This is a genomic window from Mesorhizobium sp. L-8-10, from assembly GCF_016756635.1.
Lineage (GTDB): Bacteria > Pseudomonadota > Alphaproteobacteria > Rhizobiales > Rhizobiaceae.
In genome coordinates, this window is record NZ_AP023263.1 from 7,291,699 (window position 1) to 7,310,775 (window position 19,077).

Consider the following 19,077-nt stretch of genomic DNA (forward strand, 5'->3'; position numbering starts at 1 on the left):
CGCTTAATCCTGGTCAGTCAGGTCGCACCAAATCGATGTGGCTGACACGGAGGGCTTGTGCCAGTTCATAAAGCGTGACGATTGTGGGGTTCCTTTTGCCCTTCTCCAACCCGCTGATGTACTGCTGGCTGAAGCCGGAGATCTCGGCAAGCTGCTCCTGCGTCAAGCCGGCCTTCTCCCTGATCCTGCGTGCATTTCGTCCGACCAACTTGCGCATATCCATGCGCGGAGGTCAGCGGATCACGGGCCTTGAGTTTGTCAACTATAATATGTAATCCACATTGTCATCGATTTGCCCGAACCATCTGCCGCGGGGGGCAGTAAATCCAGGGATGCGATTTTGATGACGTTGGTCGCTCAAGCCAAGCACAGCACGAGCTATCGGTCACGCAAGCGACGCACTGTGCGAGAACCTCGCAAGGGTCGATTTCGAGCGCTTCCGCTGCGTCGAGGAATTCAATGACGTCCATGCGACGTTCACCGCCCTCATACCTGGCCACGAAAGACTGCGGGCGGCGAAGCGCGTCGGTAACCTTGGCCTGGGTTAAGCCCTTGTTCTTGCGCGCCGCTATCAGCTGTTCAAGCAGCCGGCGTTGGCGGGGCGATCGAAGGGAGTTCGGCATGAGACGGTGCTTAAGCCTATTCAGATCGCGGATCGAGCAGCGTTGCCGGCTCAACCTCCAGCACCGTAGCGAGCTTCTCGACCATGTCGATGGTAGCAGCATATACACTGCGCTCAAGAGCGCTGATGTAGGTTCGATCAACACCAGCTTCATGCGCCAGCGCCTCCTGCGACAGCTTCTTTTTCTCGCGAAGCCTACGCAGATTGCGGGCAAAGACCTCTCGGATTCCCATAGGCGAGAGGCCACCCTCTTGTTGAGGATTTCACCACGGAGTATACCCTACAAACTTAAGGAGCAACTCGCACGAGCATCGACTTTGCCCGAACTCCCTGCTGTTAGGGATCGCGACTTCCCGGATGCGATCTGACGATGGTTATCGCTCAAGGTCAGCGCTGTAGGCCAGGCAAGCTGCGCCAGGGAGCGAAGCCGACTGGTCTAGACCCATGTCGAAGAAAGCGGGCTCAGTTCACTGGCGGCCGGTTGCGCGCCATCAAAATCGATTTCGGCAATCCGGGATGGGCCAGATCGCCTTTGTTACTGCGGCGGCCTAATCAGCTCACAAGGATCAACGTCAAGCGCTTTTGCCAGCTGGCCAAGCACACTGACGCTTGCGGAAACCCGAGCACGCTCGATCGAGCCCACATAGCGCATGCTCAGCTCTGCGCGGGCAGCCAATTCTTCCTGCGTCAGGTCCTGATCATGGCGCAAACGACGCATGTTGATCGCCATGACCTCCTTGAGGTCCATGGCAAGAAGGGACCAGAACCGGCACTATCGTTCTAGGAACGATTGTTCCTATTCGCTATGGTGAGCCAACCGAGGAGCAGCCGTGCCCGATCACAACAAACCCCAAACAGGCAAGAGGGTCGCGATGAAACGCAAAGTCCAAGACGAAGTCCCCTGGTCGGACAACCTGACCGCTTACGACAATGAGCACTTCACCATCTATATGAGGCTCCTGGACGCGTCCGCCGACGATGCCAGCGAAGACGAGATGGCGCAGCTCGTCCTCGGCATCGATCCGATGAGAGAACCTGAGCGCGCCCGAATGGCGGTTCGCAGCCATCTCGATCGGGCAAACTGGATGGTTACGACTGGATACAAAGAACTGTTCGCGCGCTGACCGGCTCCAGGTGAGCTATTCCAATCATCTTAGACGAGGAAATCCCGATAACCACGATCCATGAGCATGTGACCGCGCCGGACGGCACGGCGGATTCGATCGCGAAGGTGGTTGCGCGGATCCGTCCAGTCGGCCTGGACGCGTTGTCGAGCCAACAGGGCCATTGCGATTTGGCGATGCGATGCCCCGCCTAGCGAGCCGTCGAGCGCCTGAAGAACAAAGCGCAGACGGCTAGCGCGCGCTTCGGGGGGAAACAGCCTGTCGGGAAATTGTCCAGTCGCGTGAAAAGCATTGAGGCATTCGAGCGCATTCAGGTGCTGCCTCATCCGATCGGCGGGCCAGATCGCGTCGACGGAAAGCCGAACGGGGCGCAAAACCTCCGCTCCCTCCACGACAAGCTGGACGTCCCGGTGAGCATTTCGCAGCATGACATGCTGGGAACCGTCCGCCGTGATCACGAGTGCCGCCCGACATGGCAATGCAGCGAGATCAAACGAAAGCGTTTCGGCCGACAATGCCTTTTCCGCAATGAGCGGCAGAACATGCGGGCATTGGCGGAAGCACCAGAAAACAGCCGCATCGCGCCTCAACGAGCCTGCGAAAAAGGAGCCCCCACTGCGTGAGATCGAGCGACGATCTCACCACTTCTACCTCGAACCACCTTTCTGCAAATTCTGCCTGCTCAAGCGAGAGCCTGCAGTCACGCTGGAAGGCCGGATTGCGCCGTAGGAATTCCCAGGCCCAGCCGCGTCGCGTCAGGTGCCGCGTGTAGCGATAGGATTTCTCATCCTGCCAGTCCGGCCAGTCGGCGTCATTACCTATCATAACCATGTCAGGCGCCCGTGCAGAGCACCGGGGCCCACAGTACGGGACCGCCAAGACCGCCATTGTGGCGGACCGCAGCAAGGCTCTCCTCTGAGACATCCAAAAAGCCGGCAACGGCGCGCGTGGTGCCGACTGTCTGGGGCGGCCCGATGCGGGCCAGCGGCCATCCGGCGCGACGCAGGATTCGCCCCATGGGCAAATCCGTAACCGTGAGGATATGGGTGAGCTGCCGCGACAAACCGAACTCGATCATGCCAGCGAGGAGTTGATAGGTCGCAACAGCAATACTCCCACTGCCCTTCGGTGCAGACGGTGGAAGATCAAGGGCGAAACGGCTGCTTTCCCAGACACTCGGTTCCTCGGGTGCCGTTCTTCCCTCCAACAGCCTCGAAAAGACATCTCGCAACATCGTCGGCCCCGTCGGGGGCAGAAGGCGTACGCCGCCCCCGACACAACCGCCGGCATCGCGCAACACAAGATAGTGCGGTTTCAGGGAATCGAATGAATCGATCTCAAAGCCGCCGGTCGTTCGCACGTTCCAGTCGAGCCGCTCCTTGAAGACGCGGTAGCGCAGGCGGTGCATTTCATGAAGTTCGTCGGCAAAGGCGCCGTACCAGCCGGGCGCAATAAGCTCAATCATGATGGTCTCCTCGCAGGTATGACCCTGCCATTGGAGGCGAACCTTCATGCCGCGACTGCCTGTGCATTTGCACAGGTAGATCAAAGAGGGATTCTGTTCCTCAGAGGATTGATGATCGTGAGGAGGCCAGCAGCGTCACCGCCTGATTTTTGGTGCGCACGCCGAGCTTCTTCTTGGCATTGTCCAAATGGAAAGCGGCCGTGCGCTCCTTGATCCCCAAAATACAGCCGATCTCCCAGGCGGACTTGCCCTTCGCCGTCCATTCCAGGCATTCGTACTCACGGGGCGTCAGCGAAACACCATCCACCGCCAGACCACCCGAAAGCTTGCGGCGAACGCTAATGTGAAAGCACGTCGCCATAATCTCGAGCGCCTGTTCATATTGCTCGGCGATGCGCATAAAGGTCGGATCGAGCCTGTCTGCCGCGAAGGTCATCGCAGCGACACCGCCGCGGCGGTCGACAAGTGGAATCGTCAGTCCGCAGCAGATGCCGAATTCGGCAGCCTCATCGAAAAGCTGTTGCTGTCGCGTTGAAATGCCGGCATGGCCGAAACCCGGTCCCCACTGAAAGGGACATTCGCTGCATCTTGCCCATTCTATGACCGGGTCAATCCTTTCATATTGGTGGCGCAAGTAGTGCGACGTCCAGCCGGAATGATAGTTCGATATCAGCCTGGGTTTTGTGACGCGATCAGACACCAGAGACAGATAGGCGAATGCGGGAATGTCGAAGGCGCCTGCGGCGCTCGCCAGTGCGTTATGGAAGTCGACTTCATCAACGCTCAAAGACAACTGTTCCAACAAAGTTTCGAAGACGACCTGCATTTTCTCCTGCGGCTGTTTTCAATTAAACTTGGGACTTTCTGGCTCCTTGGCAGCTACGGCGAAAAGACTCGCCCCCGAGATGCTGGAGAATATTCACCGCGGTGACTACTCCCCGGACCTTCGATCATAGGAAAGGAGGTGCATGCGACCTCGACGCCGGCTGCCGTAAGCCGCGGGTCCGAAGCTGCGATTGTGGGCGGTTGCCATGGTGTAGTAGAAATATCGTAGCTCGATGTGCCATCCGGAAATACAGACGACCTCCTTCTCGAACTTTCGATTGCGGACGCGCTACAATCACCCAGATCCAGCGGGGCACCAGATCCAGCGGGTCAAAAAAGGCGCCCTGCCGGCGGGGAGGTACACCAGCAGGGCGCGCCGCACAAATGCCCTGGTCGTTGGGCAACAGGACAGCGGCGGCAGAACTGATTTGGTTACCGCTTGCGATCAAAGTAGTCCGAAGCATGCATAGAATCTGACGGCTTGAAGTTTAGCAGTTTCGGTCGGCTCGGCGTGGAAAGCGCGGTCAACCCGTCTTCACCAATGGGACACCAATGGGCGACCAGTCCTAACGACAGGCTGACGTCAAAGCGTCTGGTCCGTGGGAAAGTTCCTCCCAGGTACCACCACACTGGTTACGCGGGACGGCGTCGAACCCGGGGCTCGCTTCCGTCTGCACTCGCATGTTCATATCGCACCCTCGGCCTTCAGCGCGCGATAGGTCGTCTCGACTGATTTCGCGGTTGCGTCGACGATTATGTCGATCTCCTTACGGGTGATGATCAAAGGCGGGGCAAAGCCGAGGATATCGCCGTGTGGCATGGCACGGCCGATGACACCATTCTCGAACAGAGCAGCGGCGGCGCGAACGCCGACCTGAAGATCGGATTCAAACGGTATTCTCTGCTTTGGATCTCGCATCAGCTCTACGGCGGCGAGGATTCCGACACCACGAACCTCTCCGACGATGGGGTGTCCCGCCAGTTCGGCATTCATGCGGGCATGCCAATACGGTCCGACATCGCGGACATGCTCCAGGATATTTCTTTCCTTCAGGAGTCGAATATTGGCGAGCGCGGCGGCAGCGCAAAGCGTGTGACCTGAATATGTCCAGCCGTGGCCGAGAGCGCCGTGCTTTTCTGTTCCTTGTTCCAAGACCGACCAGACCCGGTCGCCAATGATTGACCCGGAGATGGGCAGGTAGGCGGAACTCAAACCCTTGGCGATGGTCACGAAGTCAGGCCGCATGCCATAGAGGTGGGAACCGAATTGCTCACCGGTTCGTCCGAACCCGCAGACCACTTCGTCGGCGATCAGCAGGATATCGTACTTGTCGAGCACGCCCTGGATAGCGGTCCAGTATCCTTTTGGGGGTGGAACGATACCGCCTGTCCCAAGCACCGGCTCTCCGATAAAAGCTGCAACGGTCTCCGGGCCTTCAGCGAGGACAAGGGCTTCAAGTTCATCCGCGCAGCGTTTCGCGAACGCCTCCTCACTTTCGCCGTCATGCGCCTGGCGATAGTGATGCGGTGTCGTGGTATGGCGAACCAAATCCAGAGGCAGGTCGAAGAAATTATGGAAGAAGGCAAGGCCTGTCAGGCTCCCGGTGACCAGCCCAGACCCGTGATAGCCGCGATGTCGCGAGATGATCTTCTTCTTTTCAGGGCGGCCTAGAATGTTGTTGTAGTACCAGACCAGCTTGATATTGGTTTCGTTGGCGTCGGAGCCGGAAAGGCCGAAAAAGACCCTTCGCATGTTCTTACCAAAATATTCGACGACGGCCTCTGCCAAGAGGGCGACTGGCTCTGTTCCTTGACTTGCATAGACATGAGCGAACGGCAATTCGTGTGCTTGCTTGGCAATGGCCTCGGCAATTTCCGTGCAGCCATACCCCATGTTGACGCAGTAGAGCCCACCGAAACCGTCGAGGCTCTTTCGGCCTTCGGTATCCCAGATGTACACGCCTTCCGCACCGGCCATGATCCGATTTGGGGTCTCGCCTCGACTGTGCTTGGCCAGATGCGTAGACGGATGAAAGACGAAGCTTCGATCCTTCTCTCTGAGTTGCTCGGTTCCCAGATTGCTCAACCGCATAGTCCCTCTCCTCACGATGGATTGGCGGAGGGCACTCGGCCGGCCGCCTCCTTAGCAATTAGCATACCGCAAACGCCTCTCCAGTTTCGCGGGAATGCACGTCCTTCGCCGACGAATTCGCGGAATCTGGATCAAAAGCCGTGGAAACCAAGGCCTCGGCGTTTACCGTCGCCTTAGTGCGGACAAGGGGATTGGTGAATTGGATTTGACTGGTTTGGTCACGACAAGACTGTAATATTGATCGATCCCCAAGCCTGCCTGCAGCAGCCCCTCCATGAAATCCTGATACGCGGCCATAGACGGAGATGCGACGCGCATCAGATAATCGATCCGCCCGCCGATAGCCCAGCAATCCAGGATTTCCGGATGTTCTTGGATCGCAGTCTCGAAGTGTCTTTGGTCATCGAGACGATGACGATCTAGCACGACCTCCACCATGACAAAGACCATGCCGCCGATGAGGGCCGGACTCAGCCGCGCGTAGAACCCCTCAATAATCCCTGCGACCTCGAGTGCACGGAGCCGCTCCGAGCAGGCCGACGCCGAAAGATGAACGCGTTTTGCAAGCTCGCTTTTTGAGATCCGGCCGTCTGACTGAATCTCTGAGAGAATCCGGAAGTCCCAAGCGTCCAGGCGCGCAGGGTTGGGTTTCGACTTCATGACTTTGTACTCTTAAGCCGTTGTCGACAATGGAATTGACGCCGACCAACCCAGCTTGGTAGGAAGGCTCAAACGCCGATGTTGCGTGCGATGCTGTCTGCCGCCATGCGCTTGCGCCACTCAAGAGGCCCGGAATTGTGAACGGAGTTTCCCTCAACATCGACAGCCATGATGACAGGCATATCCTGCACCTCGAATTCATAGACTGCTTCCATGCCCAGGTCTTCGAAGGCAATGAGCCGGGCTGACTTAATTGATTTTGATATCAGGTAGGCAGCCCCACCCACTGCGATGAGATACGGCGTTTTGTGTCTTACAATCGACTCGATGGCCGCCCGCCCCCTCTCCGCTTTGCCGACCATCGCGAAAAGCCCGGTTTCGGCGAGCACCTTGTCCGTAAAATCGTCCAAGCGGCTGGAGGTTGTTGGCCCAGCCGGTCCGACGACCTCATCTCTCACGGCGCGGACGGGTCCAACGTAGTAGATGACACGTCCCTGCAGATCGAACGGAAGCGGCTTGCCGGCGTCGATCAACTCGACGATTCGCTTGTGGACGGCGTCACGGCCTGTCAGCATCTTTCCGGACAAAAGAAGCGTTTCGCCACAGCGCCACGATGCCGTCTCTTCCTTCGTAAGTGCATCGAGGTTGACCCTTCGGACGCCGGCAGGACTCAATTCGTCGGTTCCAATATCGGGCCATTCGCGCAAATCGGGCGGCTGAAGCCTGATGGGTCCAGAGCCGTCCAAGGTAAACTTCAAGTGCCGGTTGGCGGCGCATTGCGGAATGAGCGCCACGGGCTTGGACGCAGCATGGGTAGGATAGGTCGCAACCTTGACGTCAACGACGGTCGTCAGGCCGCCTAGGCCCTGCGCGCCGATGCCCAGCGCGTTAATTCGTTCATAAAGCTCGACCCGCAGTGCCTCCTCCGCACTTGAGGGCCCCTTGGCGATCAATTCCGCCATATCGATGGGCTGGTTCATGGCCTCCTTGGCCAGCAGCATCGCCTTTTCAGCGCTACCACCGATGCCAACGGAGATCAGGCCGGGCGGACACCACCCACTTCCAAGCGTCGAGACTGTGTCAACCACCCAATCGGAAACGGACCCGCTGGGGTTCAAGGTGGTAAAGCGTGCCTTGTTTTCCGACCCGCCGCCTTTTGCGGCAATGGTGATCTCAATCTGGTTACCTTGTACAAGGTCGACGTGGACGACCGCCGGCGTGTTGTCACGGGTGTTGACCCGTCCGGCCAGCGGATCGGCAACGATCGATGCCCGAAGGGGATTGTCCGGGTCAAGATAGGCCTGACGAACGCCCTCATTCACGAGGTCTGCGAAACTGACCGTTGATTTGATGCGGGCGTCCATGCCGACTTTTGCGAAGACCACCACAAGGCCGGTGTCCTGGCAGATCGGCCGCCGCCCGAAGGCCGCCATGCGGGAGTTCAGCAGAATCTGCCCTATTGCGTTCTTTGCTGCTGGGCTCTGTTCGCGCGCATATGCCTGTGAAAGAGAGCGGATATAATCTGGTGGATGGTAGTACGAGATGTACTGAAGGGCGTCGGCCACACTCCTTGTGATGTCCTTGCCGGCTATGGTGCGTGTTCTATTTCCCACCGGATTTCATCCAAATGAACCGAGGCCATTCACCATTTTCAGGATTTGGAAGCTTCGTACCCCCTGCTCGCCGCCCTCATATCCGTAGCCGCTCTGCTTGACTCCCCCATAAGGCGCGTCCGCGGAAACCCCTTTCAGGTAATTCACGCTGACAGCGCCTGCTGAAAGACTGTTGGTCAGCTTTCGTTGAGTATCGGCAGCGCCCGTGAAGAAGTAAGCGGCCAAGCCATACTCGGTGGCGTTGGCTTCCTCGATGGCCTCCTCAAGCGTGTCGAACGGCGCCACCGTGAGGATCGGCCCGAACGGCTCTTCATGAAGCACTCTCGCTTCCCTCGGTACGCCCGTCAGGATGGTTGGCGGCCAGTAAAAGCCCGGTCCGTCGAGGCGGGTTCCACCAGTCTCGATGCGGGCGCCGCGATCGACCGCATCCTTGGTCAGACGCTGCATGGCCTCGATTCGCCGCGCGTTTGCCATCGGTCCCATCTCCGTTGCAGGGTCGTCCGGTTGGCCGATCCTAATCTTGCGGGCCGCTTCCGTCATCCGGGACAGGAATTCCCCATAGACAGGCCGAGCGACGAGAATCCTGCTGGGCGCATTGCAGCTCTGGCCCGCGCATTCGAACTTGTATTCCGAAATTGCCGGTATCGCCTTTGCCAGGTCGGCATCCTCACACACAATAACCGGGGAGTGCCCACCGAGTTCAAGGATGCAACGCTGCAAATTATTTACGGCGAGCGTGGCGAGCTGTTTTCCAACCGCGGTTGAACCCGTGAACGTCAAGACCTTCACGATTGGCGAACTGAGCAGATGCCGCGATATATGCACCGGCACGCCGAAGACCAGATTGACCACGCCCTCCGGGATGCCTGCTTGGTGCAACGATTCAACGATATGCACCGCCACGCTCGGTGTCTCTTCGGCCCCTTTGAGGATCACCGGGCAGCCTGCCGCCAGCGCGGGGGCGAGCTTGCGGGCGATGAGAACGGCCGGATAGTTCCATGGCGTAAAGGCAGCAACGACACCGAGCGGCTCCGGGACGATCATCCGGTTCGGACCCATGGGAATCGGGGCCGACAGCTCTTCGGCATGCCTGCCGTTCCATTCCAGCGTTTCGACGGCGCGTGCGTACTCACCTGTCGCTTCGGCAATCGTCTTTCCCTGTTCGGCGGACAAATCCTTCGCTGCGTCTCCCACCTTCGTGGCAAGGGTCCTGGCGGCAGCCACAAGTATCTCGCCTCGCTCTTTCGCAGGCCGTGAGGACCACGCCTTGCGGCTGCGCTCTGCCGAAGCGACGGCTTCATCCAGATCCGACACCGTCGCCGAGGCCACCGAGGCAAATACCTTCTCCGTCGCCGGATTGATCACCGGCAAGGTGGCTCTGCTACCACCGGCTCGCCACATCCCGTTGATGAAGAGCTCGTAGCTCCTTGCGTCCGACATCGCGTGCTCCACTTATGTGAATTTTTGCCATACGAGCGTCGTTCGATGTCGAAACCGCTAAACTCGCTTGAGCTAGTTTCATCGCGAGTGCCGCGGCAGGTCAAATATCGAATATTGCCGAAATCCATCTGGAATCCAGATCGATCTGATCCTGATGGCCGCAAGAAGACATAGGGTTGCCAAATAGGTCGAAGAGTTCAGGCCGCGTCAGGAGCCGCGGCTGCCCAGGCCCCACTCTCAATTAATTCTCTAGCGACCTTGGGGATGAGCTTGCGGACCGCGGAGACGGCCCCAGAACGCTCATCTTTCGGATTTACGGCAAGCACCACGGAACGGGTAATAACCGGATCGACTATTTTGACCGTTCGAACCAGTCCTTGAGTGGCTTCTCTTTGAACGGCTGAGGGGGCGAGAATAGAATGGGCTTTTCCTTCTGTAACCATGTTGATGATCGTTGAGAGCGAGTCCACTTCAAATTTGACGTCCAGCGCGCAACCGTGTTGTGCGACGACGTCAGCCACCGAACGTCTGACATTGTTATTGCGCATGGGAACCGCCAGCGGGAACGCGTGTAGATCCGCCAGAGATATCGAATCTTCGAAAGGCGGTTCACCTGACGGCACCACTAGACAAAGCTCTTCGCGCGCCAAGATTGTCATTCGTGCCACTCTATCCGCAGTGCGGTAGAGAACTGCCAGATTGAAGCGGCCGGCAGCCATCCACTCCTCCAGCGGTCCCGTCATACCTTCGATCATCTTTAGTGAGACCCTCGGCAGTTCGGCTCTCACTGATTCAAGCAAGGGGCCGCTCAGCACGCGAGCGGCTCCGGACGGAATGCCAATGGTCACCTCCCCGGCAGGCGAAGCGGTTGTATTGGTCAATTCCGCCTCGGTGAGTCGAATTTCCTTGAGAATCGCCCGCGCTCGTTCGAGCAGTTTGGCTCCTGACGCCGTCACGCTCACGCCGGTCCTATCGCGTATCAGCAGCTGAGTGCCGAAGCCTTCCTCCAACTGACGCACATGCAGGCTCAGAGCGCTCTGAGCAATATTGAGGAACGCAGCGGCCTTCGTGAAGCTGCCTGCTTCGACTACGCCGACGAAGTATTTTAACTGCCTAATTTCCATGACTTGAAGAGCCCAACTGAGGCACTTCCCCAGCTTCCTCCTATCTATCTCGAAAAGCGATGGCGCGAAAGCAATAATTGTGCCGCGGTGCGGCAATCCACGGCCGAGGCAAGTGGAGCACCTTGGTGTCGTGTCGTCCCAGTCTGGTCTAAATCATCGCTCAAACGCCCAACTCGGCTTTCGGACCCATGGCGATGATTTCACGGGCCCTCCTGAAAACCGGGGCATCGACCATCTTTCCGTCCAAGGCGAAGGCACCTCTACCTTCTGCCGCGGCATCCTTTTCGGCCGCGAGCACGCGCCAGGCCCACTCGAACTCCTCTGCGCTAGGCGAGAAGGCTTCATTCAGGATGGCAACTTGTATCGGATGAATCGCCAACGCTCCGACGAAACCGAGCCGCCTTGCCTGTATGACGACATCGCGGAACTTCTGCGTGTCCGAGAACTCTCCGATACTTCCAACGAATCCCAGAGGCAGCAGACCTCTCGCGCGGGCGGCGAACAAGACCGAAAGGTTCGGTCCTAGAAGGAGCTCCGGACTTGGTGTCCCGCCAACGGCCGCGCTGAAATCTTCCGGGCCAAGCGCCATCGCGGCCATCCGTGGATGGGCCGAAGCTATTGCCGCGAGTTTCGCCAATGCCCCCGGAGTTTCGATCTGGACAACGAACCGAACGCTTCCAGCGTCAAGATTCCTTTCGTGTTCAAGTTCCGTCACGGCATCAGCGACTTCCATCACCCACTCGGCCGACTCCACCTTGGGAAGGACAAGCGCATTGACGCCTGCGACGACCGCTGCTTCAAGGTCGGCAGCCAGCGCACGCAAACCACGATTCACGCGGACCAAAACCGAAGCGCCTTTGCGGCCCACCTTTGCCACGGATTCTGGAAGCTGCAGACGTGCCTCGCCCTTCTGATCCTGGGGAACAGAGTCCTCCAGGTCGAGAATGACGCCATCTGCACCCCGCTCATGGGCCTTCTCAACAAAGCCTGGAACGTGAGCGGGAACGAAGAGCAGGGATCTCCAGCGGGGTACAGACATAGCGCTTTCAACGGCCGAAAAAGTGTCCTTGATCATGGAGTCGCCTCTGCGGTCGATTTTAGCGAGGGCGGTGGCGGTGAGGTCGCTGGGCCGCCGATTCGCTGAGATGCTCCGAGATACACACGCCCTCTGAAGATCGTGAGCGCACTCGCCTTACCGACAAGAAGCACGCTCACGCTGACGCGGCTCTTTCGCGCAAAATCCCTAGAACCTCTTGTCGGACAGTCTCCGTATGAGCGCCAAGAGCCGGAACTGGGCGCAGCGAGGGGCGCCCAGAGTTGAAAATCGCGGCCGGCGCTATCGTCTCTACGGTTCCTTCGGGTGTTCCAACCTGCACCCTGCGAATGTGTGGATGCCTTGAAATATCCGCCACTTCGTTCAGTCGGCCATATGCCAAACCGGCCGCCTCGAGTTCCTGCATTGCTTCGTGGCAGGATAGTTCGGAAAACCGCCGTTCAATGATCTCATCAAGTTGCGCGCGATGACCGAGTCGCTCCATATTATCGGCAAAACCAGGTGTGCGTTTGAGCTCCGGCTGCTTCAGGAATTTCTCGCAGAAATTCACCCATTCGCGGTCATTTTGAACCGAAAAGATGACCTCTTTGCCATCGGCACAACGATAGGCGCCATATGGCGCCAGCGACGGGTGTTTCACGCCGGCGCGTACCGTGTGATACCCGCTGTAGTCGTTTTGCAGAACCGGCACGTTCATCCAGTCGGCGATGGCGTCGAACAATGACACCTGGATGCTTGCCCCTTCGCCGGTGACCTCGCGGTGATACAGCGCCTGAAGAATGGCGCTGTGCGCTGTCATGCCCGCCGAGATGTCGCAGACCGACACCCCTACACGCGCAGGCCCTTCTTGGGTGCCCGTGATCGCGCATAGACCGGTTTCGGCCTGCACGATGAGATCATAAGCCTTCAAATGGGAATACGGCCCTGTGTCACCGAAACCGGAGATGTCGCAGGTGATCAGGCGCGGAAAACGTCGACGGAGATCCGCAGACGCGAAACCCAGTTTTTCGATGCTGCCCGGCTTCAGATTCTGGATAAAGACGTCAGCACTGGCAATAAGCGTGTCTAGAACGGTGCGATCCGCCTCCAACCTGAGGTCCAGACAGACCGACTCCTTCCCCCGGTTGAGCCAGACGAAGTAAGCGCTCTGTCCCCGCACCAACCTGTCGTAGTTTCGGGCAAAGTCCCCTTCGGGCCTTTCGACCTTGATGACACGTGCGCCGGCGTCCGCAAGTCGAGACGATGCGTAAGGCGCGGCTACGGCCTGCTCCACGGCTACGACAGTGATCCCCTTGAGAGAGTTCTGCATGCAACACCGTGCTTTTCATCGAACGTTTTCGTTCTGAGCCCGACGACGGTTGAGCATCGCCAGCAACCGGTTTTGTTCATTCCCAACGATGGAAAATGCCTCGTCGACACCCATTCCGGGCTTTGCAAGCATCATGTCGGCCTGCGTCGCCACCGATACGTGGACCGAAGCCCGGGCTGAGAGATCCGTCTCGGTGCAACTTCCTCCGACATAAGCTCCCACCTTGTTCGCCTTGCAGAGGAGGACGGCACGTGCTGTGTCGGCGATTGAGCCGACGTCTGGCGTCTTGATTTGGACGAGATGCGTCGCTTTCGCTTCGGCAAACAGCCTGATATCCTCAAGCGTATTGCATCTCTCATCCACGACGATGCGTGCGCTCGAACCTCTTTCATCCAAAATCGATACGATCTGGGCGTAGTTGTCGATCTGGGCTTTTGTGGAACCAAAATCCGCCGGGGACTCGACGTTGAGCGTGAAACCCGGAACGGTATCCGCAACCTTGCAGATGAAGTCAGCGATCCGTTGCGGCTCTAGGCCGATTTCCAGGCCAATCCAGCCATACACATCGAAATGCAGCACCGGATGATAATCCGGGCGGCCGATTTCGCGCGTGCGCGCCGCAACCCCCTTAACGAACTCAAGGAAGCCCTGCCCCTCCACGCCGAATTTCTGCCGTGAGTTAATAAGGCCGTGGGGAAGCACATCCACGGCTTTCAAAATCATCTTGTCGACGTTGATTTCGCGAGCATCGCCGCTTTGGCAATAAATTGGGACCCTGCGCGTCGGCAGCGGCAGACCAAATTCAGCACATATGACCTCTGCCATCGTCCTGCGGTGAAGATGGGCCACGGCTCGAAGGAGCGCTTGGCTGACGCCATACTCAAGCGCGAGGGGTAGCCGCTTATGTTCGTGAGGTTCGAAAACGTCGGCGCATGCTTCAAGGTAGCGAGACGCATCGACATCGAGAAGCCGCGGCGCGACGACGCGTGACGTCAAATTGGAGATTTGATCGGCGTCGAACAGCGGGTCGCGTCCGCCAGCACCAGAGTATTGGACCCCCATCATGTCACCCCAGACAACACTGTCGTCAGCCAGCACAAGCCCAATGCTGAGTGAAGATGCTGGATGCCGAATGAAATCGAACCCGGGCGTTATCGGTTCGCCGACATAAATAAAGCCATCTTGCGTCGCACCGGACCGAATGGCGGCCTGATCGTCATAGAAAAACGCGCCATTGCCGGGCGCGAGCAGGACTTCTTTGATCTGCACTTCGTTTCGCTCTATTTATCGGACGGCATTGATGGCGCATGGCAGTTCGATCCGCTGCCCGCTAAGTATGCGCCACTTGGCGTTGAGTTCGCCAATATAATGTCCCGGGCGGTACCATCGCGTTTTTAGATGGCTGGCGCCCGCTCTAACGAAACTGCCGTCGCCGCGACGACGAGAAGAAGCTCTCCATCGCAGCGTTGTCCCAGACGTTGCCCTACCGGCTCATTGAACAGGTGATGCCGTGGTCGGCCATCAGTCGCTCGCACTGCTCGCTCATATATTGGGCGATCCCTGGTCGGAGTGGTGCGGCAGGCTGTCGGGCTTGCCTCCCCTCCAGATCGCCATGATGAGGGCGTCGGTGACGAGTTGCGCCGTCCTCTCGGCCTTCATCGCCCAGCCGACGATCCTGGAGAACAGATCAACTACGGCGGCGACGTAGAGCCATCCTTCGGGGGTCCAGATGTCGGGGCCGCCGCCTCGAAGGTACGGAGGCTGTCCGACACGGCGGCTAGCTACCCGGTGTCCCTTCGGCAGCCCGCGGCGCTAAGGCCGGGACCTCAGCCCGTTCTCACCCCTCAGACGCTCGACACGATACAGGCGGCAAGAAAGACCCTCGGCCAGTACGTCGCGCCATACGCGGCGAGAACCATAGGTGCGGTCGCTACTCTTGAAGCTACGGTCGATAGCACCGAGCAACACCTCGCCTTGTCGACGCCGGTCGCTGGGGCTGCCGCTGAACCCGGCATGGAAGGCTGACCATGAGACAATCGAGACAAATGCTTCGGTTTGCCGGAAGCGGGACCAGTTCCCGCGAGGATTGCGGTCGTATTGGGAATAGCACGCAGTACGGTGCAGGATAATCTGCAGCGCGCAGCCGCGGCTAGATTGACCTGGCCCTTGACGGCGGGCTGACCGACGATCCGCTTGAGCACAAGCTCTTCAGTCGCAACGGCGTCAAACAGGGAGTGTTTGCATCCAGGTTGTTTCGGCATAAGTTGGAGGCCGGCGGCATATGCTCTTGGCGACATTGTCGGCGAAAGTCGCTGCTCGAAGCTTCTGTGGAGCTCACAAAAGCGAACAGTAGCCGTAACGTCGGGATGCGATCCACGATACTCCTCCCAGAGGATGAGCAAGGTGACGCCGGGCTTCTTGAGCTCGACCGAAAGATCGGCCCAGTTCGGTTCCGTGACGCCGCGTGCCCCCGACTGGATTGGTTCACACGTCAGGATGTTTCGTTTCTTTGATGGCGTTCCCCGCGCTCTATGAGGCCTTGCGGAAAATCGATCTGCCGCTGGAGCGTATCGGACTCGAAGCCTGCTCGCTGACGCATGGCTTTATGACGATATTCGCGCCGAAGGATTGCCGGCGATTTGCATCGAGACCCGGCAGGCCAACGAGGCAATGAAAACGTGCCGAACAAAACGGATCGCAACGACGCCCGCGCCTTGGCGCAGATCATGCGCACCGGCTGATATCGGCAGGTGCATGTGAAGAGCCAGGGGTGTCGGCTCTGGCGATCCCTCCTCGTCGCACGACGCACGGTCCTCACTGAAATGCGGGCCATCGAGAACGTCGCCAGGACGACTCAGCGGGAGGCCGGCATCAAGCTCGGCACTCCAAGCCGTGCAGCCTTCGCCGATCGTGTGCGCGAACTGATTGGCGTAGATACGGTCATCATGGCGCTTGTCAAGCCGCTTCTGCGATCGTGGCCACGATGTTGCGCGAGTTCGGGCGACTGACAAAGCAGGTCCTCAATATCGCCCGCAACGAGCAAGTCTGCCGGCGACTCATGTCCGTGCCCGGTGTGGGACCCATCACCGCGCTCGCCTTTCGTGCCACGGTCGATCAGCCGGACCGCTTTCGCCGATCGAGGAATGTCGGAGCGCATTTGGGTCTGACCCCGGCACGCTATCAATCTGGTGAGACGGACATTCAGGGCAAGGTCAGCCGATGCGGTGACGAGCTCGCCCACACGACCCTCTATGAGGCGGCTCATTCGCTGCTTGTGCTCAGCAAGAAATGGTCGAGCCTCAGAGCGTGGGTATGAACGTCGGCAAGCGGCGCGGTATACCCGAGCCCGAGTTGCTGTTGCCCACAGGCTCGCTGTCATTCTGCATCGCATGTGGAGCGATGGGACAGAATTCCGCTTCGGCAAGGCACCCGGCCCCGTATCGGTATGAAATAGGGACAACGACTAACGAAGGAGGAGTTGATCTCGCCCGAAAGGGCGTGATCCGGATCGTTCCCGTGGGGACGATGTGGCATGGCGATCTCGTTAGCAGGCACGATCCTGGGACGAACTCTCCTAAGGTCGTTCAACAGATTGAGACGCCTCGCTCTCCTGATCCCATCATGCGGCGGCCAAAGCGCCGACCGCGAAGAGAAGCGAGTGACCCGCGGAATGGTCCGAGAATAAGTGCAGGAGCACCTTGACCACGACGACGATTTTCTTGTGGGATCGGATGCACTCAACTCCGGACACAACACCCGACTATTATTGCACCAGCAATTGAAATATCTCACTGCTGCGGTCGAACAGCGCGGTACAGCAAAGTACATACTACCGCTACTATGCTTAACTCGTCGACCGTGAACTATCTACAAGTCATTGATCTGGCATGTTGAGTGAGGCGGATAGCGGCTTTGGAATTGCAGGATTAGCAGTATTTTTGTGCTGTTTTCCTTTTTGCGATTCCCTTGTACTGCGGAGCGTGATTCACTCGGTTCGGCGGCGGCGAATCGAGGGGACGGCGAGTGTCCAGGCCACGCGAGAAGCGCGAGACGGGAGAGCAGGACCTGTTCCGCTCCAGGCTCGATCAGATCATCAACATGAAACACGAGCTGGTGCGGCTGGCGCCGGCGATCGACTGGCCGGTTCTGGAGGAGCGTTTCGGCGCCGTCTATTCGGACGGACCGGGCATGCCGCCGCTGCCGACCCGGCTGATGGCGGGGCTGGCGATCCTCAAGCACACCTTCGACCTGTCGGACGAGGTGCTGTGCGCCCGCTGGGTGGAGAACCCCTACTTCCAGTATCTGTGCGGCGAGGAGTTCTTCTGCCATGCGCTGCCCTTCGACCGTTCATCGATGACGCGCTGGCGGGACCGCATGGGCGAGGAGCGGATCGTCGCGCTCTTGCAGGAAAGCCTCAGCCTTGCGGTCAAGACCGGGGCGATGAAGCCGGCCGACACGCGACAGGTGATCGTCGACACCACCGTGCAGCCGAAGAACGTCATGTTCCCGACCGACGCCAAGCTCATCCACCGGGCGCGCGAACGGCTGGTGCGGCTGGCAAAGAAGACCGGTCTCAATTTGCGCCAGACCTATGTGCGGGTCGGCAAGCTGGCTCTGATCAAGCACCAGCGCTATGCGCACGCCAAGCAGATGGGGTGGATGCCAGCCTTCTCCGACGGCATCGCAATGTGCCAAGATTGTGGTGTTAGCGCCACGCAAAGGAGAGGCAGGCATCCATGGAAAAGGTTACCATCATCGGGGTCGATCTGGCAAAGAACGCCTTTCAGCTGCACGGGGCGGCAGCTGACGGATCGGGAAGCTGTCGCGTCTGCAGTTTTGCAAGTTCATGGCGGGTCATCCGACATGTATCGTGGCGATGGAAGCGTGCGGCAGTTCCCACTACTGGGCTCGCGAGATGGCCCGGCTTGGCCATCAGCCGAAACTGATTGCCCCTGGCTATGTCAAACCGTTCATCAAGCGGCAGAAGAACGACGCAGCGGATGCGGAGGCGATCGTCGAGGCGGCGCAGCGGCCAACGATGCGCTTCGTCGAGACCAAGAGCGAGGAGCAGCAGTCCCGGGCGATTGTGTTTCGCACCCGCGAACAGCTGGTCAATCAGCGCACCGAGTTGGTCAACGCCTTGCGCGCCCTTTACGAGTTCGGCCATGTTGCTCCGCAAGGCATCGGCCACCTGCGGCGTCTGGCAGAGGTCGTTGAGGACGAGAACACGGAACTGCCGGATCTGGTCCGTGAGATCTGCGGCGATGTGTTGGACCGGATCGGCCAGCTGACTGGCCGGCTCGACGCACTGAAGAAGACGATCGACGCGCTGTCCAGGAAAGCTGAAACATCGCAACGCTTGCAGACCATGCCCGGTATCGGCCCCATCGCCGCCCTTGCCATCGAAACCTTCGCGCCGCCGATGGAGACATTCAAATGCGGCCGTGACTTTGCCGCTTGGCTTGGGCTGTCCCGCTGCAGAAGTCGACCGGCGGCAAGCAACGGCTGGGGAAAACATCGAAGATGGGCCAGCGCGACATTCGCCGCTTGCTCATCGTCGGCGCCATGGCCGTGGTGCAATGGGCATCCCGGAAGGGTGCGCCCGAGGGTTCCTGGCTTGCCCGCATGACGGCGAAGAAGCCGCGCATGCTGGTGGCAATTGCGCTGGCCAACAAGATGGCGCGTGGCATCTGGGCCATGCTGACGAAACAAGAGGATTACCGGAATCCGGCGATGGTGCGCGCATGAT

16 protein-coding genes and 4 pseudogenes are annotated in these 19,077 nt (G+C 59.1%); 4 read left to right on the top strand and 16 right to left on the bottom strand.

What is annotated here, in order from left to right; all coding sequences use genetic code 11:
• Nucleotides 1-13: 13 nt before the first annotated feature.
• From JN280_RS34000 to JN280_RS34015, 3 genes are all read right to left on the bottom strand, one after another.
• Nucleotides 14-223 (bottom strand): helix-turn-helix transcriptional regulator, encoded by a 210-nt coding sequence (locus JN280_RS34000; protein WP_019863475.1) that lies wholly within the window; start codon nt 221-223, stop codon nt 14-16.
• A gap of 416 nt (nt 224-639) precedes the next feature.
• On the bottom strand, nt 640-855 hold the full coding sequence (locus JN280_RS34010) for a helix-turn-helix domain-containing protein (RefSeq protein ID WP_006328748.1): 216 nt from the start codon (nt 853-855) through the stop codon (nt 640-642).
• Nucleotides 856-1,157: 302 nt separating this feature from the next.
• Nucleotides 1,158-1,370: a helix-turn-helix domain-containing protein gene (locus tag JN280_RS34015; RefSeq protein ID WP_202308697.1), complete on the bottom strand. Its 213-nt coding sequence runs from the start codon at nt 1,368-1,370 to the stop codon at nt 1,158-1,160.
• 124 nt (nt 1,371-1,494) lie between these two features.
• Between JN280_RS34015 and JN280_RS34020 the strand changes: the two genes are divergently transcribed.
• The gene (locus JN280_RS34020; protein WP_202308698.1) at nt 1,495-1,746 is read left to right on the top strand and encodes a DNA -binding domain-containing protein; all 252 of its coding nucleotides are present in this window, start codon (nt 1,495-1,497) and stop codon (nt 1,744-1,746) included.
• 29 nt (nt 1,747-1,775) lie between these two features.
• On the opposite strand, the gene JN280_RS34025 is transcribed toward JN280_RS34020, so the two are convergent.
• From JN280_RS34025 to JN280_RS34080, 13 genes and pseudogenes are all read right to left on the bottom strand, one after another.
• Nucleotides 1,776-2,261 carry a DUF2285 domain-containing protein gene (locus JN280_RS34025; RefSeq protein ID WP_244742471.1) on the bottom strand — a complete coding sequence of 162 codons (486 nt, stop codon included), beginning with the start codon at nt 2,259-2,261 and terminating at the stop codon, nt 1,776-1,778.
• Nucleotides 2,236-2,670, bottom strand: a complete 435-nt coding sequence (locus tag JN280_RS40410; protein ID WP_446720798.1) for a transcriptional regulator domain-containing protein — start codon at nt 2,668-2,670, stop codon at nt 2,236-2,238. The genes JN280_RS34025 and JN280_RS40410 overlap by 26 nt, the downstream gene beginning before the upstream one ends.
• Nucleotides 2,579-3,211, bottom strand: coding sequence for an acyl-homoserine-lactone synthase (locus JN280_RS34030; protein WP_202308700.1), 633 nt, complete (start codon nt 3,209-3,211; stop codon nt 2,579-2,581). The genes JN280_RS40410 and JN280_RS34030 overlap by 92 nt, the downstream gene beginning before the upstream one ends.
• A 100-nt stretch (nt 3,212-3,311) precedes the next feature.
• The gene (locus JN280_RS34035; protein WP_202308701.1) at nt 3,312-4,037 is read right to left on the bottom strand and encodes a LuxR family transcriptional regulator; all 726 of its coding nucleotides are present in this window, start codon (nt 4,035-4,037) and stop codon (nt 3,312-3,314) included.
• A 684-nt stretch (nt 4,038-4,721) separates the two neighbouring features.
• Nucleotides 4,722-6,128, bottom strand: a complete 1,407-nt coding sequence (locus JN280_RS34040; RefSeq protein WP_202308702.1) for an aminotransferase — start codon at nt 6,126-6,128, stop codon at nt 4,722-4,724.
• 162 nt (nt 6,129-6,290) lie between these two features.
• Entirely contained in the window at nt 6,291-6,788 is a 498-nt protein-coding gene (locus tag JN280_RS34045) for an Lrp/AsnC family transcriptional regulator (protein ID WP_202308703.1), read from the bottom strand.
• A 68-nt stretch (nt 6,789-6,856) separates the two neighbouring features.
• The gene (locus JN280_RS34050; RefSeq protein WP_202308704.1) at nt 6,857-8,401 is read right to left on the bottom strand and encodes a fumarate hydratase; all 1,545 of its coding nucleotides are present in this window, start codon (nt 8,399-8,401) and stop codon (nt 6,857-6,859) included.
• Between the two features lie 6 nt (nt 8,402-8,407).
• Nucleotides 8,408-9,841 (bottom strand): NAD-dependent succinate-semialdehyde dehydrogenase, encoded by a 1,434-nt coding sequence (locus JN280_RS34055; protein WP_202308705.1) that lies wholly within the window; start codon nt 9,839-9,841, stop codon nt 8,408-8,410.
• A gap of 197 nt (nt 9,842-10,038) precedes the next feature.
• Nucleotides 10,039-10,965 (bottom strand): LysR family transcriptional regulator, encoded by a 927-nt coding sequence (locus JN280_RS34060; RefSeq protein ID WP_202308706.1) that lies wholly within the window; start codon nt 10,963-10,965, stop codon nt 10,039-10,041.
• A gap of 160 nt (nt 10,966-11,125) precedes the next feature.
• Nucleotides 11,126-12,040 carry an HpcH/HpaI aldolase/citrate lyase family protein gene (locus JN280_RS34065; RefSeq protein ID WP_244742473.1) on the bottom strand — a complete coding sequence of 305 codons (915 nt, stop codon included), beginning with the start codon at nt 12,038-12,040 and terminating at the stop codon, nt 11,126-11,128.
• 136 nt (nt 12,041-12,176) lie between these two features.
• The gene (locus tag JN280_RS34070) at nt 12,177-13,328 is read right to left on the bottom strand and encodes a CaiB/BaiF CoA transferase family protein (RefSeq protein WP_202308707.1); all 1,152 of its coding nucleotides are present in this window, start codon (nt 13,326-13,328) and stop codon (nt 12,177-12,179) included.
• Nucleotides 13,329-13,343: 15 nt separating this feature from the next.
• Nucleotides 13,344-14,597, bottom strand: coding sequence for a methylaspartate ammonia-lyase (locus tag JN280_RS34075; RefSeq protein WP_202308708.1), 1,254 nt, complete (start codon nt 14,595-14,597; stop codon nt 13,344-13,346).
• A 148-nt stretch (nt 14,598-14,745) separates the two neighbouring features.
• Nucleotides 14,746-15,272, bottom strand: a pseudogene (locus JN280_RS34080) (DDE-type integrase/transposase/recombinase); the annotation flags it as partial.
• 580 nt (nt 15,273-15,852) lie between these two features.
• On the opposite strand from JN280_RS34080, the pseudogene JN280_RS34085 reads away from it, so the two are divergent.
• The 3 pseudogenes from JN280_RS34085 to JN280_RS34095 all read left to right on the top strand — a co-directional run.
• A pseudogene (locus JN280_RS34085) lies at nt 15,853-16,777 on the top strand (IS110 family transposase); the annotation flags it as partial.
• Nucleotides 16,778-17,351: 574 nt separating this feature from the next.
• Nucleotides 17,352-17,978 (top strand): annotated as a pseudogene (locus tag JN280_RS34090) (transposase); the annotation flags it as partial.
• Nucleotides 17,979-18,064: 86 nt separating this feature from the next.
• Nucleotides 18,065-19,076, top strand: a pseudogene (locus JN280_RS34095) (IS110 family transposase).
• Nucleotide 19,077: the final 1 nt, after the last annotated feature.

Coding starts and splice junctions, on each gene's coding strand:
- JN280_RS34000 (WP_019863475.1), bottom strand. CDS start 223: ATGGATATGCGCAAGTTGGTCGGACGAAATGCACGCAGGATCAGGGAG.
- JN280_RS34010 (WP_006328748.1), bottom strand. CDS start 855: ATGGGAATCCGAGAGGTCTTTGCCCGCAATCTGCGTAGGCTTCGCGAG.
- JN280_RS34015 (WP_202308697.1), bottom strand. CDS start 1,370: ATGGACCTCAAGGAGGTCATGGCGATCAACATGCGTCGTTTGCGCCAT.
- JN280_RS34020 (WP_202308698.1), top strand. CDS start 1,495: ATGAAACGCAAAGTCCAAGACGAAGTCCCCTGGTCGGACAACCTGACC.
- JN280_RS40410 (WP_446720798.1), bottom strand. CDS start 2,670: ATGTCTCAGAGGAGAGCCTTGCTGCGGTCCGCCACAATGGCGGTCTTG.
- JN280_RS34030 (WP_202308700.1), bottom strand. CDS start 3,211: ATGATTGAGCTTATTGCGCCCGGCTGGTACGGCGCCTTTGCCGACGAA.
- JN280_RS34035 (WP_202308701.1), bottom strand. CDS start 4,037: ATGCAGGTCGTCTTCGAAACTTTGTTGGAACAGTTGTCTTTGAGCGTT.
- JN280_RS34040 (WP_202308702.1), bottom strand. CDS start 6,128: ATGCGGTTGAGCAATCTGGGAACCGAGCAACTCAGAGAGAAGGATCGA.
- JN280_RS34045 (WP_202308703.1), bottom strand. CDS start 6,788: ATGAAGTCGAAACCCAACCCTGCGCGCCTGGACGCTTGGGACTTCCGG.
- JN280_RS34055 (WP_202308705.1), bottom strand. CDS start 9,841: ATGTCGGACGCAAGGAGCTACGAGCTCTTCATCAACGGGATGTGGCGA.
- JN280_RS34060 (WP_202308706.1), bottom strand. CDS start 10,965: ATGGAAATTAGGCAGTTAAAATACTTCGTCGGCGTAGTCGAAGCAGGC.
- JN280_RS34065 (WP_244742473.1), bottom strand. CDS start 12,040: ATGATCAAGGACACTTTTTCGGCCGTTGAAAGCGCTATGTCTGTACCC.
- JN280_RS34070 (WP_202308707.1), bottom strand. CDS start 13,328: ATGCAGAACTCTCTCAAGGGGATCACTGTCGTAGCCGTGGAGCAGGCC.